This window comes from Lentzea sp. CA-135723 (assembly GCF_050936595.1).
In the GTDB taxonomy this organism is placed as follows: Bacteria; Actinomycetota; Actinomycetes; order Mycobacteriales; family Pseudonocardiaceae; genus Lentzea.
Window position 1 is genome coordinate 4,425,653 of record NZ_JBNJMK010000001.1, and the last position, 12,427, is coordinate 4,438,079.

Consider the following 12,427-nt stretch of genomic DNA (forward strand, 5'->3'; position numbering starts at 1 on the left):
GCAACCAACCCCGCTGGAACGCGACCACACCAACAAAACCAGCACCCGCAACAGAAACGGCAGCCCTAAGCCACCTTCAGCCCATCCAAGTACCCGACCAACTCCCGAACAGCCGCCCGCCCAGCCCGATTCGCCCCGATGGTGCTGGCCGAAGGCCCATACCCCACCAGATGGATCCGAGGATCCGAAACAACCCGAGTCCCGTCCACCTGAATCCCACCCCCAGCCCCACGCAACCGCAACGGCGCCAAGTGATCCAGGTCGTGCCGAAACCCGGTAGCCCACAAAATCACGTCAGCATCGAACCGCTCGCCAGAACCCCACTCCACCCCGTCAGGCGTGATCCGGTCGAACATGGGCTTCCGATCCAGCACCCCGGAAGCGATCCCCGCACGGGTCTCGTCGTTCAACGCCAGCCCGGTAACACTGACCACGCTGCGAGGAATGAGCCCGGCCCGCACCCGTTCCTCGACCATCCCGATCACCCACCGCCCGTAGTCCTCGGTGAACGGCCCCTCACGCCACACCGGTTCGTGGCGCGTGACCCACCGGGTCTCGGCCGCGAACGGAGCCAGCTCCAACAGCAACTGGGTAGCCGAAGCACCACCCCCGACCACGACCACCCTCTTGCCGGCGAACTCGGCGGGCCCCTGGTAATCAGCAGTGTGCAGCTGACGACCGGCGAACGTCTCCTGCCCCGGGTAGTACGGCCAGAACGGCCGCCGCCAGGTACCGGTCGCATTGATCAGCCCGCGCGCGGTCCACACACCGGCGGACGTCTCGACCCTGAGCAAGGGCCGCTCACCGACCAACGAACCCTCGTCGGCCAACGAGCCTTCGTCGGCCAACGAACCCTCGTTCGCCACGGACGTGACGTTCACCGGCCGCACCACGGGCAGGTCGAAGAGCTGCTCGTAGCGGGCGAAGTAGGCCGGGATGGCCTCGTTCGCGCGTTCCTCGGGCGAGGGCTGCTCGAACGGCATCCCCGGCAGCTCGTGGATGCCGTGCACGGTCCGCATGCGCAGGCTCGGCCACCGGTGCAGCCAGGCCCCGCCGGCAGAGTCGTTGGCGTCCAGCACCACGTGGTCGACACCGCGCCGCTGCAGGAAGTAGGAGGCGGACAACCCCGCCTGTCCCGCGCCGATCACCACCACATCCGTCACAACCACGTCAACGGAAGGAGGGGCGAACTTCTTCTCCCCTGTGAGCGACAAAACATCAGGCAAAAGGTGAGAGCCACCGCTAGCTTCCGGGGGCGTGCACCTACTTCTGACGATGGCGTTGCTCGCGACCCCCGCGACCACGCTCGCGGCCCCCGTAACCACCACCACGGCGTCCTACGCGGTCTACGACCGGATCACGCACAGGTTGACCGGACGAGACGTGCACAAGCAGATCAGATCCGCCTCGCTCGTGAAGATCCTCATCGCGATCGAGCAGTTGGAGACGCGTGGGGACGACCCGCGCATCGAACCCATGCTGCGCGTCAGCGACGACAACGCGGCCAGTGAGCTGTGGGTCGAGAACGGCTGGGAGCAGCTCGTCGTGCGGGTGGCCGACCGCCTGAAGCTCGACGACACGCGGCCGCCGGAGAACCGGGGCATGTGGGGTTACACGGCGGTGAGCGCCGCCGACATGGTGAAGGTCTACCGGTACCTGCTGGAGGACGCGAAGCCGAAGGTGCGCTACACGATCATGGGGCACCTGCAGCGGGCCGAGAAGTGCGCGTCGGACGGGTTCGACCAGTCGTTCGGGCTGCCGTCGGCCACCTGGCACCCCGCGTTCAAGCAGGGCTGGTCGGGGTTCGGTGACCCGACGAAGCCGTGCGTGGACCGGCCGCGGCCGCGGATCCAGTGGGAGCTCGACACCAAGTCGCCCGCTCTGCACACGTCCGGGACGTGCCTGTTCAGCGTCGTGGTGGTGCTGACGCTGCACCCGCAGGGCACGACGTACGAGAAAGCCGCGAAACGAGTTACCCGGCTCACGGAAGAAGTCACGAAGTATCGGTGTTGATCGATACATGAGCCGTCTGAGTGAGATCCCGCTGTCCGTTCTCGACCTCGCGCCCATCACGTCGGGGTCGGACGCCACGACCGCGCTGCGGCACGCGCGGGAACTCGCTCAGCACGCGGAACGCCTCGGCTACCAGCGCATCTGGTACGCGGAGCACCACAACATGCCCGGCATCGCCTCGTCGGCGCCGGCCGTCCTCATCGGGCACGTCGCCGACTCCACCGAGACGATCCGGGTCGGGTCGGGCGGCGTGATGCTGCCCAACCACCCGCCGCTCGTGGTGGCCGAGCAGTTCGGCCTGCTGGAGGCGTTGCACCCCGGTCGCATCGACCTCGGCATCGGCCGCGCCCCCGGCACCGACCAGAAGACCGCGCGGGCGTTGCGGCGCACGGAGGCCGGGCTGTCCGCGGAGAACTTCCCGCAGGAGCTCACCGAGCTGATCCAGTACTTCGAGGGCACCGCCGAGCTCAACGCCGTGCCCGCCGCCGGCAACAAGCCGCCGATCTGGCTGCTGGGCTCGTCCGGCTACAGCGCGCAGGCCGCCGGGCTGCTGGGTCTGCCGTTCGCGTTCGCCCACCACTTCAGCGCCCAGAACACGCTGCCCGCGCTGGCGCTGTACCGGCGGCACTTCCGGCCGTCCGAGGTGCTCGACCAGCCGTACGCGATGGTGTGCGCGTCCGTGGTCGTCGCCGACACCGACGAGCAGGCCCGCTTCATCGCAGGTCCGGGAGCGCTCTCATTCGTGAAGCTGCGCCAGGGCCGGCCGGAGCCGCTCGCCACGCCGCAGGAGGCCGCGGACTACCCGTACACCGAGATCGACCGGCTCGTGATCGAGGACCGGATGGCCAACCAGATCATCGGGTCCCCCTCAACGGTCCGCTCCGGGCTGGACGAGTTGCTGGAGTCGACGGCGGCCGACGAGCTCATGGTGACGGCGATCGTGCACGGGCACGATGACCGTCTGCGTTCGTTCGAACTCCTCAGCGAGATCGCCGAACGGACGCCTTCGCTGGGCCGTTCAGCCGCACGTACGTGAGTCGGTCAGGCGTGACCTTCACGTTTCGTACGACTGACGCTGCTCTGAACGGGTGATAAACGGCTCCGCTTGTAGCGCGTGGCACACAGTGGGCGATGATCGGTGTGAGCGCGCACGCCCCCCGACGCGCTCCCTAGCTTCACCCAGTGGTCTCGACCACTAGGACGGCGTGGGGCCGGCGCACTCTGTGGCGCCGCCCACGCCGCCCATCACACTTCGGCCACGGCCCGGCACCAGGTCCGCTTCAGAGGCCACTTTCGTTCGCACTACTCCCTTCGGCACCGTCACAGTTGACGAGAGTCGCTCACACCCACCGCCGGGGTGGGAAAGGGGAGTTCGTGAAGTTCGCCAAAACGGCCGCGGGCCTGTGCCTGTTGCTGGCCGTGGCGGGATGTGCGGGCCCCAGTGTCGCCGTCACCCCCGACGAGAACCTGACAGTCGAGCAGCGCGCCGAGACGCCCAACGCGTCCGCCGCAGCCGCCTTCGGCACGCAACGCGTGTGGACCTCGGGCCTCTCCGTCGTGGTGTCCGCCCCGCGTTCCCTCTCACCGTCCGAGACGGCGATCCCACCGGCCAAGCGCACCGCGGTCTTCACGATCACCGTCTACAACGGCTCCAAGACGCCCTACCGGCCGTCCCAGCTCGCTGTGAAGGCGACAGCGGACGACCAGCAGGCCGCCGAGCTCCTCGACTCCGTGCAGGGCCTCAACGGCCTCGCCTCGGCCATCGCCGAGCTCCCACCTGGCCGTGACACGCAACTCCAGCTGGCGTTCGCCGTGCCGGAGACACCGGTGCACATGACGCTGACGATCCAGCCGGGTGGCCACGACCAGAACGCGCCGACCATCTTCGAGGGCCAGGCGTAGAGCGCCGGCGGGCATAGTCTCTGGGGCATGACCAGTCGTCTCGAACCTGGAGACACCGCGCCCGCGTTCACGCTGCCCGACAGCGAGGGCAAGCCGGTTTCTCTCTCCGACTACCTCGGCAAGTCCGTGGTCGTGTACTTCTACCCGGCCGCGAGCACGCCGGGCTGCACCAAGCAGGCCTGCGACTTCCGCGACAACCTGGGCGTCCTCGCCGACTCGGGCTACGAGGTCGTCGGCATCTCCCCCGACAAGCAGGCGAAGCTCGCGAAGTTCCGCGACGAGGAAGGCCTCACCTTCCCGCTGCTGGGCGACCCGGACAAGACCGTCCTCACCGAGTGGGGCGCGTTCGGCGAGAAGCAGAACTACGGCCGCACCGTCCAGGGCGTGATCCGCTCCACGTTCCTCGTCGGCCCGGACGGCAAGATCGTCAAGGCCATGTACAACGTCCGCGCCACCGGCCACGTGGCCAAGCTCCTGCGCGAACTCCCGGCCTGATTTTCCCCACTTTCTGATGCCGCCGTCGTTGTGGTTGCGACGGCGGCATCTTCGTGAGGTATGGTCGAGGCGAGGGCGTGCAACAAAGCCGCCTCTGTTCCGGTGAGGGTGATACACCGTGTGTCGTTTGACGGCACCTAGCGGTCCCGACATCCCGTCTGATTTCGTCTTGCGAGTCCACTTCCCCACGCGCGGCGGCTGACCAGGGCTTTCTGCCCAACCGTCAACCGTTGTCTTCAACACGCACGCCTAGCGCTGCGTGCATTTCGTGCTGGGAAAATTCAATGCTCAAGTGGATCCTGCTAGCCCTCGCCGTAGGCGCGGAGGTTTTCGCGACCCTCTGCCTCAAATACTCCGACGGCTTCACCAAACCCTGGCCGGTGGCCGGCCTCGCAACGGGCTTCCTCACCGCCCTCTACCTGGAATCCCTGGTGATCAGAATGGGCGTCCCGGTGGCCATCACCTACGCCATCTGGGCAGGCGCGGGCATAGCCCTGGTCGCCATCACCAGCCGCGTGCTCTTCGCCGACCCCCTCAACCTGGCGATGCTCGCCGGCATGGCCCTGATCGCCGCAGGCGTCTGCGTCGTGTCGGTGGCCTCCCACGCCCAGGCGGCCGTCTAATCTCGTTTGGGTGGGCTTAGAAATCCAGGCCGTCTCCCGTCTCGGCCAGTCCGTGGCCATGCGCGCCGCCACCGAGTGGCTGGCAAGCAACACCGACGAGCGAACCCTGTCGCTGACCGAGTTGGCGGCGGCCGAACTGACCAAGCCCACCCAACGAGCCAAGCTCGACACCCTGATCCAACACATCGGTCACCAGGTGACCGAACAACTCGAATCGGCCCTGGAACGCTTCCCCGACAACGACATCGCCACCTCCCTCACCGCGGTGGAGGAGGCGCTGTCGTCCGCAGACCTGTCCGACGCGGCCCTCCTGGCAGACGACGCCGATCCAGAAGCTCTGGCCCAACGCATCCGCCGCTCGCTGCCGCGCAACGACTCCGGCCGCTGCTACGAGGTCGCACTCGACCAGTCCTGCCGCTACCTCGTGCAGATCATCAGACAGCTGCCGTCGTTCCAACCACGAGCCCTGGCCGAGGTCCTGTCCCGCGCCACCGCCCAGGCCGCACTGCTCGACGAGGTCCTGGCCCGCCTGCCCCGCACCTCGCTCTACGCACCGCAGGGCACCGACACGGACGACGAGTTCCGCGACGAGTACCTCCGTCACCTGGCGGCGAACCTCGACTTCCTGGAACTGCTCGGCCTGTCCGGCAAGGAGAAGTCCCGGCTGCCCCTGAGCGTCGCCTACCTGAGCCTCACCGTCTCCAGCCACACCCGGCAGGAGGAGCAACGGCGCAACTGGTTCGCCGACGCCGAACACCGCGCGGTCGCCAGCGTGAGAGTCGAGTCGGCGCTAGTCGACCGCACCCTCGTGCTCGGCGAAGCGGGCTCGGGCAAGACCACGTTGCTGGACTGGTTAGCGGTCACCGCCGCCAGGAGCGGGTTCGTGGGCGAACTCCAGCGGTGGAACGGCCTGGTCCCTCTCCCAGTGAGGCTGCGGGCCTACGCCGACGGCCCGCTGCCGGAGCGACCGGAAGAACTGATCACCGGATGGCTCACCGGAATCATGCCCGCAGGCTGGGCTCATCGGGTGTTGCGCGCAGGCAACGGTCTGCTGCTGGTGGACGGCGTCGACGAGGTGCCACCAGAGAAACGCCACAAGGTCCACCGGTGGCTGCGCGACTTCCTCAACACCTTCCCCGACACGCAGGTCGTGGTGACCGCGCGACCCGCCGCAGCGGACCGGGAATGGCTGTCCGAACTGGACTTCCGCGCCGTCGAACTGGAGCAGATGCGACCGGCCGACGTGAAGGTCTTCCTCCAACGCTGGCACGAAGCAGCCGGAGCACCCGACGAGGTGCACCGCCGCCTCTCCAGCCAACTGGCGGCCCGGCAGCACCTGCGCGCCCTCGCCTCCTCCCCCGCTGCTTTGCGCAATGCTGTGTGCCCTCAACCTGAGCCGGGTTTCAGAACTCCCGCACACCCGCATGGAGCTCTACGCCGCAGCCCTCACGATGCTGCTCGACCTCCGCGATGCCGAGCGAGGCCTCGCCCGCATGCTGACCACCTCGGACAAGACCGTCCTGCTGGGCGATCTGGCGTGGCGGCTGACCCTCGGCGACCGCAGCCAGCTGCCGACGGCACGGGTCCGCGAACACATCACTCGCAAGGTCCGCTCGATGCCCAACGTGCACGACGACCCTGACACGATCGTCACGCACCTCCTCGAACGCAGCGGCGTCATCCGCGAACCCGTGCCGGGGCAGGTGAATTTCGTGCACCGCACCTTCCAGGAATACCTGGCCGGCGCGGAGGCGATGAACGACGGCCAAGTCGAAACCCTTGCCGCGCACGCAGATCAGGACTCATGGGCGGAAACGATCGTGCTTGCCTGCGGGCACGGCCAGCGCACCCAGGTCAACGAGTTGCTGACGGAGATCCTCGACCGAGCCGACCGCGAACAGCTGAACTCCCGCAAATTGCGCCTGCTCGCCGCCACCTGTCTGGAAACGGCACGCGACCTCGACCCTGCCGTCCTAGATCGGGTCAACCGGATGATCGAAGAACAACTGGTCCCACCGCGCGACGAGAAAGAAGCAGCGTCGCTCGCCACGGCGGGGCACCGAATCCTGCGTTATCTTCCTCAGGACCTAACGGATTTACCCAAGGAAGTCGCTGAAGCAACAGTTCACGCCACAAGGCTTGTCGGTTCTCCGGAAGCAATGAACCAGCTGGCGCTTTACGCGCGAGATCCGCGCTCTGGCGTGCAATTCGAACTCCAGAAGGCGTGGATCCACTTCGATCCAAAGCGCTTCGCTGAGGAGGTCTTGGCTTGTGCACCGCTGCTTGCCGGCACGATCGACATCACGGCCATGCGGTTGCTGCCCCATCTCACGGCGCTCCAGCACCTCAACAAGGTGCGCTTCTCCCTGCCCGACCACGAGGTCCAGCACGATCTCTTGTTCGCACCGGCCATCCCCAAGCTGCAGTCTCTGGGTGCATCCGTCGCCGGTGAGGTGTCCCTCAGCCCGCTCGCCAACTGCGAGCGGCTCAGGGAACTCCAGCTATCCGGCGCTGATCGATACGTCGACATGGAACAGTTGCCGCGCCATCTGGCGAGCCTGTGGCTCTCTCAACACGAGCCTTGGGACGATCTCAACTTCCTGAGAGGCCACGTTCTCTTAATAGCCGATCTCAGTCAGGTTGCCGCGGCCTGCGATCTCAGCAATCTGTCGGGGATCCGGCTGTTCGGATGCCGCAACTGGACCGACTACCGAGCGCTCGCCAGTCTGCCGCGCGTGAGCGTGCTCAAGATCGTCAACATGGATGCCCCCGTGGATCTCGGTGAACTGCCGGAACTCCCGGAGATCGACGTTCTCCACGTACGAAGTCGCTTTCAGATCGATCTGCGGGCGCTCGCGGGGAAGTCGCTGCACCTCGAGCTGATCCGGAGGCAGCGTCACGTCGGGCTCGATGAGCTCGGGCCCGGCGTGACGATCAACTGGGTTGGTTAGACCAGCTTGCGCAGGTGAGGCACGAGGAGCTTGAGGGCGCGGCCTCGGTGGGACTCCGCGTCCTTCTCCTCCGCCGTCATCTCGGCTGAGGTGACGGCGTACCCCTCGGGCACGAAGATCGGGTCGTAGCCGAACCCGTTGGTGCCACGACGAGCACGCAGCAATGTGCCCCGCCACTCGCCGCGGACGATGACCTCTTCGCCACCAGGCACGACCATCGCGACCACAGACACGAAGGCGGCGCCGCGGCGTTCGTCCGGCACGTCGCCCATCTGCCCCAGCAAAAGGTCCAGGTTGGCATCGTCATCGCCGTGACGCCCAGACCACCGAGCGGACAACACGCCAGGCATGCCGTTCAGCTCATCCACCGCAAGCCCAGAATCGTCGGCGACCGACACCAACCCGGTCGCAGCGGCAGCGTCGCGGGCCTTTGCCAGGGCGTTGCCCTCGAAGTCCGGCGCGGTCTCCGGCGCCTCGGGGAACGATGGCACGTCCGAAAGGGACAGCACGTCGATGCCGGCCAATGACTCCGCCACCACGATGCGCTGCAGTTCGCGAAGCTTCTTCGCGTTGCGGGAAGCCAACAAAAGCTTCATCGCTTGCCACCGGACTTCGGCTCGGGCAGCACGCCGGGGTAAGGCAGGGCGAGGGCTTCGGCCTGGATGCGGTTCAGCTCCGCGCAGCCCTGCAGCGCGATGTCGAGCATGCGGTCCAAAGTGGAGCGCGCGAAGGTCGCGCCCTCGCCGGTGCCCTGGACCTCGATCAACGTGCCCGCGTCGGTGGCGACGACGTTCATGTCGACCTCGGCGCGCGAGTCCTCCTCGTACGGCAGGTCCAGCCGGACGCGGCCGTCCACCACGCCCACCGAAACGGCGGACACGGCGCACGAGAGAGGCGACGGGTCGGCCAGGCGGCCGGCTGCACCCAGGTAGGTGACGGCGTCGGCCAGGGCCACGTAGGCGCCGGTGATGGCCGCCGTGCGGGTGCCGCCGTCGGCCTGGATGACGTCGCAGTCGATGACGATGGTGTTCTCGCCCAGGGCCGCCAGGTCGATGCAGGCGCGCAGAGAACGGCCGATCAGGCGCGAGATCTCGTGCGTGCGGCCGCCGATGCGGCCCTTCACGGACTCGCGGTCGCTGCGGCTGTGCGTGGCTGAGGGGAGCATCGCGTACTCGGCGGTCACCCAGCCGAGGCCGGAGCCCTGCCGCCAGCGCGGCACTCCTTCGGTGACACTCGCGGCGCACAGCACGCGGGTGTTCCCGAACTCGATCAGGACCGAGCCCGCGGGCCAGGTCTGATATCCACGCGTGATCCGGATGTCACGCAACACGTCGTCGTATCGGCCGTCGCTTCGCACCACGGGCCCTACCCTAATGAACCCTGCGGAGCGCCATGGCGTAGGGAGAGACATGCTGACGATCGACGGTATTCCGCTTCACCCGCTGCTGGTGCACGCGGTGGTCGTGCTGCTGCCTCTGGCGGCGCTCAGCTCGATCGCGATCGCCGTGGTCCCGAAGTGGCGGCGCAGGTACGCGTGGCCCGTTCTCGGGGTCACGCTGGCCGGTGTCGCCGCTGTTCCGCTGGCCAAGCAGGCCGGCGAGGACTTCCAGGCCGCCCTCGAGCGCAACGGCGTGCAGAACCCCCTCATCCAGACGCACGCGGACCTCGGCACGACGTTGTTGCCGATCGCGCTCGGCTTCGGTGTCGCGGTGATCGCGTTGCTGGTCGCCGGACGGCTGGCGGACCGCGAACGGGAGGCCGAGGCACCCACCACGAAGACGTGGCGGGTGGTCTCAGTCGTGGTGTCGGTGCTGGTGGTGCTGCTCGCGGTCGGCACGACGGTGCAGACCGTGCGCGCCGGTCACAGCGGTTCGGAGGCCGTCTGGAGTGGCGTCGGGAGCTGAAGCGGCGAGGTCGCCGACTGCTTCAGCGTGCGCGTGACCGTGCAGAACTGCTCCACGGCACGGCGGACGACGACCTCCAGGGCTTCCGGGTCCTCGACGGCGGACAGGTCGTACGAGAGCGTCACGGGGATGGAGACCACCTCGTTGCCGCTCTCGGACTGGACCGCGTCCGCCTCGGCTGTCAGCCGGTCGCCGCCTGTTCTGCGCAGGATCAACGTCTCCGACGTGACCATCGCGCACCCGGCGGCGGCCGCGACCAGCAGTTCCACCGGGCTGAACGAGCCCTCCTGGCCCTTGCGCCCGATCCGCACCGACGCGCCGCGCCCGTTCGAAGCGACGAACTCGTGCTCGCCCACGCGCTCGATCTCGATCATGTCCGCTCCCCCACCTCGTACCGGCCGCCCTGCACGACCAGCTCACTCGGCCCGCCGAACGCCGACCGGGCCTCCTCCAGCACGTCCTCGCGCGACGTCCACGGCGGCACGTGCGTGATCAGCAACCGGCCGGCCCCCGCGCGGGTCGCCAGCTCGCCTGCCTCGCGCCCGGACAGGTGCAGGTCCGGCTGCCGGTCCGGCGCGTGCGTCCAGCTCGCCTCGCTCAGCAGCACGTCCACGCCGTCGGCCAACGTGTCCAGCGCGGCGCACGGACCGCTGTCACCGGTGTAGGCCAGGGACACGCCGCCGCACGAGATCCGGAACCCGTAGGCCTCGCAAGGGTGTGCGACCACCGCGGAGTCCACGGTGAACGGTCCGATCTCGACCCGCGACCCCAGGCCGTGGAACGCGAACACGTCGCTGAAGTCCAGCGACGACCGCTCGGCGGCGTTGGGCGCGTAGGCGGCGACGAACCGCGAAGGAGCCTCCGCGGGCGCGTACACGGGCAAGGCGGAGGAAGGCGGTGTCGGGTGGTACTTCCTTGCCACATATAGAGAAGAAACGTCGACGCAGTGGTCGGGGTGCAGGTGCGAGAGCACCAGCGCGTCCATCGAGAACAGCGGCCGTTCCTCCTGGAACCGCGACAGCACGCCGTTGCCGAACTCCAGCACCAACGTGAACCCGTCGGCCTCCAGCAGGTACCCCGAGGCGGCCGCGCCGGGTCCGGGAATGCTGCCGGAGCAGCCGAGCACGGTCAGCAGCACATCAGCCCCACTGTTCGAAGGTCGGCAGGAACCGGGCGGCGAGCTTCGCGAACCGCTCGGGCGGGCCGGTGCACGTCACGCGGTGCACGGCGGGTTCGACGGCGAACTCGTCGCGCTCGGTCAGCAGCCGGACGACGTCCTTCACCGTCTCCTCGGCGCTCGACACCAGCGTCACGTGCTCGCCCATGACGATCTGGATCACGCCGGTCAGCAACGGGTAGTGCGTGCAGCCGAGCACCACGGTGTCGACGTCGGCGCGCTGCAACGGTTCCAGGTACGCCTGCGCGAGTCCGAGGACCTGCCGCCCGGAGGTGATCCCGCGCTCCACGAAGTCGACGAACCGCGGGCACGGAGCGGCGGTGACCGTCACGTCGCGGGCCGCCTGGAACGAGTCCTGGTACGCGTGCGAGTTGATCGTGCCGACCGTCGCGATCACGCCGACCCGGCCGGACCGCGTCGTCATCACCGCGCGGCGCACGGCGGGCAGGATCACCTCGACCACCGGCACGTCGTAGCGCTCACGGGCGTCGCGGAAGCACGCGGCGGACGCCGTGTTGCACGCGATGACCAGCATCTTCGCGCCTTCGTCCACGAGCCGGTCGCAGACCTCCAGCGCGTGCTTGCGGGCCTGCGCGATCGGCAGCGGCCCGTAGGGACCGTGCGCCGTGTCGCCGATGTAGTGGATCGACTCGCCCGGCAACTGGTCCATGATCGCGCGGGCGACCGTGAGGCCGCCGACGCCCGAGTCCATGATCCCGATCGTCACGCCGTGAATGTAGCCGGTGCCTCGGTGCGGCGGTTGTCACGAGACACACCCCACGCAGCCAGAACGCCACCGATTGCGCCGAACAGGTGGCCTTCCCAGGACACCCCCGGCTGGCCGGGCAGCACGCCCCACAGCGCCGCGCCGTACAACGCGAACACGCCGACCGCGATCACCAGCTGGAGCCACGAGCGCGCGAAGATCCCGCGCACCAGCAGGAACGCGAGGAACCCGAACACCAGCCCGGACGCGCCGATGTGGCTGCCGGGGCTGCCGAACACCCACACGCCCAGCGCCGACGACAGCCAGATGACGGCGGTGACCTGGAAGAACTGCTTCAGGCCGCCCGAGGTCGCGAGGAACCCGAGCAGCAGCAACGGAACGGCGTTGCCGGTGAGGTGGCTCCAGTCGCCGTGGATCAACGGCATCCAGATCAGGTTGTCCCACTGGCTGAAGTCGCGCGGCCGCACGCCGTCGTCCTCCAGCGAGCCGCCGGTGGCCACGTCGAAGGCCTCGACGACGTAGAGGAAGCCGACGAACCCGGCCACGACGAGCAACGACAGCACTGGGTGCGGCGGGATGACCCGTTTCGCGAGCGCGGTGCGGTCCACACGTCCAGCGTACGTGGCATTTAAGGT

The 12,427-nt window shown here is 68.2% G+C and carries 15 protein-coding genes; 8 read left to right on the plus strand and 7 right to left on the minus strand.

Features of this window, described 5'->3' with window-relative positions:
- Positions 1 to 65 precede the first annotated feature (65 nt).
- A complete protein-coding gene (locus ACQEU1_RS19760; RefSeq protein WP_433203542.1) occupies positions 66 to 1,163 on the minus strand; it encodes an FAD-dependent oxidoreductase in 1,098 nt (365 codons plus the stop codon).
- Between the two features lie 94 nt (positions 1,164 to 1,257).
- On the opposite strand from ACQEU1_RS19760, the gene ACQEU1_RS19765 reads away from it, so the two are divergent.
- From ACQEU1_RS19765 to ACQEU1_RS19795, 7 genes are all read left to right on the plus strand, one after another.
- Positions 1,258 to 2,013, plus strand: a complete 756-nt coding sequence (locus tag ACQEU1_RS19765) for a hypothetical protein (protein ID WP_433203545.1) — start codon at positions 1,258 to 1,260, stop codon at positions 2,011 to 2,013.
- 7 nt (positions 2,014 to 2,020) lie between these two features.
- Entirely contained in the window at positions 2,021 to 3,049 is a 1,029-nt protein-coding gene (locus ACQEU1_RS19770; RefSeq protein WP_433203548.1) for an LLM class flavin-dependent oxidoreductase, read from the plus strand.
- Between the two features lie 338 nt (positions 3,050 to 3,387).
- On the plus strand, positions 3,388 to 3,915 hold the full coding sequence (locus tag ACQEU1_RS19775) for a hypothetical protein (RefSeq protein WP_433203551.1): 528 nt from the start codon (positions 3,388 to 3,390) through the stop codon (positions 3,913 to 3,915).
- A gap of 27 nt (positions 3,916 to 3,942) precedes the next feature.
- Entirely contained in the window at positions 3,943 to 4,410 is a 468-nt protein-coding gene (bcp, locus tag ACQEU1_RS19780) for a thioredoxin-dependent thiol peroxidase (RefSeq protein WP_433203554.1), read from the plus strand.
- A 284-nt stretch (positions 4,411 to 4,694) separates the two neighbouring features.
- The gene (locus ACQEU1_RS19785) at positions 4,695 to 5,033 is read left to right on the plus strand and encodes a DMT family transporter (RefSeq protein WP_093598737.1); all 339 of its coding nucleotides are present in this window, start codon (positions 4,695 to 4,697) and stop codon (positions 5,031 to 5,033) included.
- A gap of 10 nt (positions 5,034 to 5,043) precedes the next feature.
- The gene (locus ACQEU1_RS19790) at positions 5,044 to 6,675 is read left to right on the plus strand and encodes an NACHT domain-containing protein (RefSeq protein ID WP_433203558.1); all 1,632 of its coding nucleotides are present in this window, start codon (positions 5,044 to 5,046) and stop codon (positions 6,673 to 6,675) included.
- Positions 6,650 to 7,984 (plus strand): hypothetical protein, encoded by a 1,335-nt coding sequence (locus ACQEU1_RS19795; RefSeq protein WP_433203561.1) that lies wholly within the window; start codon positions 6,650 to 6,652, stop codon positions 7,982 to 7,984. Before ACQEU1_RS19790 ends, ACQEU1_RS19795 begins: the two co-directional genes overlap by 26 nt.
- On the opposite strand, the gene rdgB is transcribed toward ACQEU1_RS19795, so the two are convergent.
- Both rdgB and rph read right to left on the minus strand, forming a co-directional pair.
- Positions 7,981 to 8,580, minus strand: a complete 600-nt coding sequence (gene rdgB, locus ACQEU1_RS19800) for an RdgB/HAM1 family non-canonical purine NTP pyrophosphatase (protein ID WP_433203564.1) — start codon at positions 8,578 to 8,580, stop codon at positions 7,981 to 7,983. The two genes, ACQEU1_RS19795 and rdgB, sit on opposite strands and share 4 nt — an antisense overlap.
- Positions 8,577 to 9,344 carry a ribonuclease PH gene (rph, locus tag ACQEU1_RS19805; RefSeq protein WP_433203567.1) on the minus strand — a complete coding sequence of 256 codons (768 nt, stop codon included), beginning with the start codon at positions 9,342 to 9,344 and terminating at the stop codon, positions 8,577 to 8,579. Before rph ends, rdgB begins: the two co-directional genes overlap by 4 nt.
- 49 nt (positions 9,345 to 9,393) lie before the next feature.
- Between rph and ACQEU1_RS19810 the strand changes: the two genes are divergently transcribed.
- Positions 9,394 to 9,888, plus strand: a complete 495-nt coding sequence (locus tag ACQEU1_RS19810) for a DUF2231 domain-containing protein (RefSeq protein ID WP_433203570.1) — start codon at positions 9,394 to 9,396, stop codon at positions 9,886 to 9,888.
- Here the strand turns inward: ACQEU1_RS19810 and ACQEU1_RS19815 are convergent.
- From ACQEU1_RS19815 to ACQEU1_RS19830, 4 genes are read right to left on the minus strand one after another with little or no spacing between them, the layout of a single operon-like run.
- On the minus strand, positions 9,846 to 10,262 hold the full coding sequence (locus ACQEU1_RS19815) for an OsmC family protein (protein WP_433203573.1): 417 nt from the start codon (positions 10,260 to 10,262) through the stop codon (positions 9,846 to 9,848). The genes ACQEU1_RS19810 and ACQEU1_RS19815 overlap by 43 nt on opposite strands.
- Positions 10,259 to 11,026 (minus strand): MBL fold metallo-hydrolase, encoded by a 768-nt coding sequence (locus tag ACQEU1_RS19820; RefSeq protein WP_433203576.1) that lies wholly within the window; start codon positions 11,024 to 11,026, stop codon positions 10,259 to 10,261. The genes ACQEU1_RS19815 and ACQEU1_RS19820 overlap by 4 nt, the downstream gene beginning before the upstream one ends.
- Position 11,027: 1 nt before the next feature.
- Positions 11,028 to 11,777, minus strand: a complete 750-nt coding sequence (gene murI, locus ACQEU1_RS19825; protein WP_285638695.1) for a glutamate racemase — start codon at positions 11,775 to 11,777, stop codon at positions 11,028 to 11,030.
- An 11-nt stretch (positions 11,778 to 11,788) separates the two neighbouring features.
- Positions 11,789 to 12,400 (minus strand): rhomboid family intramembrane serine protease, encoded by a 612-nt coding sequence (locus ACQEU1_RS19830; protein WP_433203579.1) that lies wholly within the window; start codon positions 12,398 to 12,400, stop codon positions 11,789 to 11,791.
- Between the last annotated feature and the right edge of the window lie 27 nt (positions 12,401 to 12,427).

What these genes read in the sequence shown, in the direction of transcription:
- ACQEU1_RS19770 (WP_433203548.1), top strand. Translation starts at nt 2,021, where the DNA reads ATGAGCCGTCTGAGTGAGATCCCGCTGTCCGTTCTCGACCTCGCGCCC.
- ACQEU1_RS19810 (WP_433203570.1), top strand. Translation starts at nt 9,394, where the DNA reads ATGCTGACGATCGACGGTATTCCGCTTCACCCGCTGCTGGTGCACGCG.
- bcp (WP_433203554.1), top strand. Translation starts at nt 3,943, where the DNA reads ATGACCAGTCGTCTCGAACCTGGAGACACCGCGCCCGCGTTCACGCTG.
- rdgB (WP_433203564.1), bottom strand. Translation starts at nt 8,580, where the DNA reads ATGAAGCTTTTGTTGGCTTCCCGCAACGCGAAGAAGCTTCGCGAACTG.
- murI (WP_285638695.1), bottom strand. Translation starts at nt 11,777, where the DNA reads ATGGACTCGGGCGTCGGCGGCCTCACGGTCGCCCGCGCGATCATGGAC.
- ACQEU1_RS19795 (WP_433203561.1), top strand. Translation starts at nt 6,650, where the DNA reads ATGCCCAACGTGCACGACGACCCTGACACGATCGTCACGCACCTCCTC.
- ACQEU1_RS19785 (WP_093598737.1), top strand. Translation starts at nt 4,695, where the DNA reads ATGCTCAAGTGGATCCTGCTAGCCCTCGCCGTAGGCGCGGAGGTTTTC.
- ACQEU1_RS19815 (WP_433203573.1), bottom strand. Translation starts at nt 10,262, where the DNA reads ATGATCGAGATCGAGCGCGTGGGCGAGCACGAGTTCGTCGCTTCGAAC.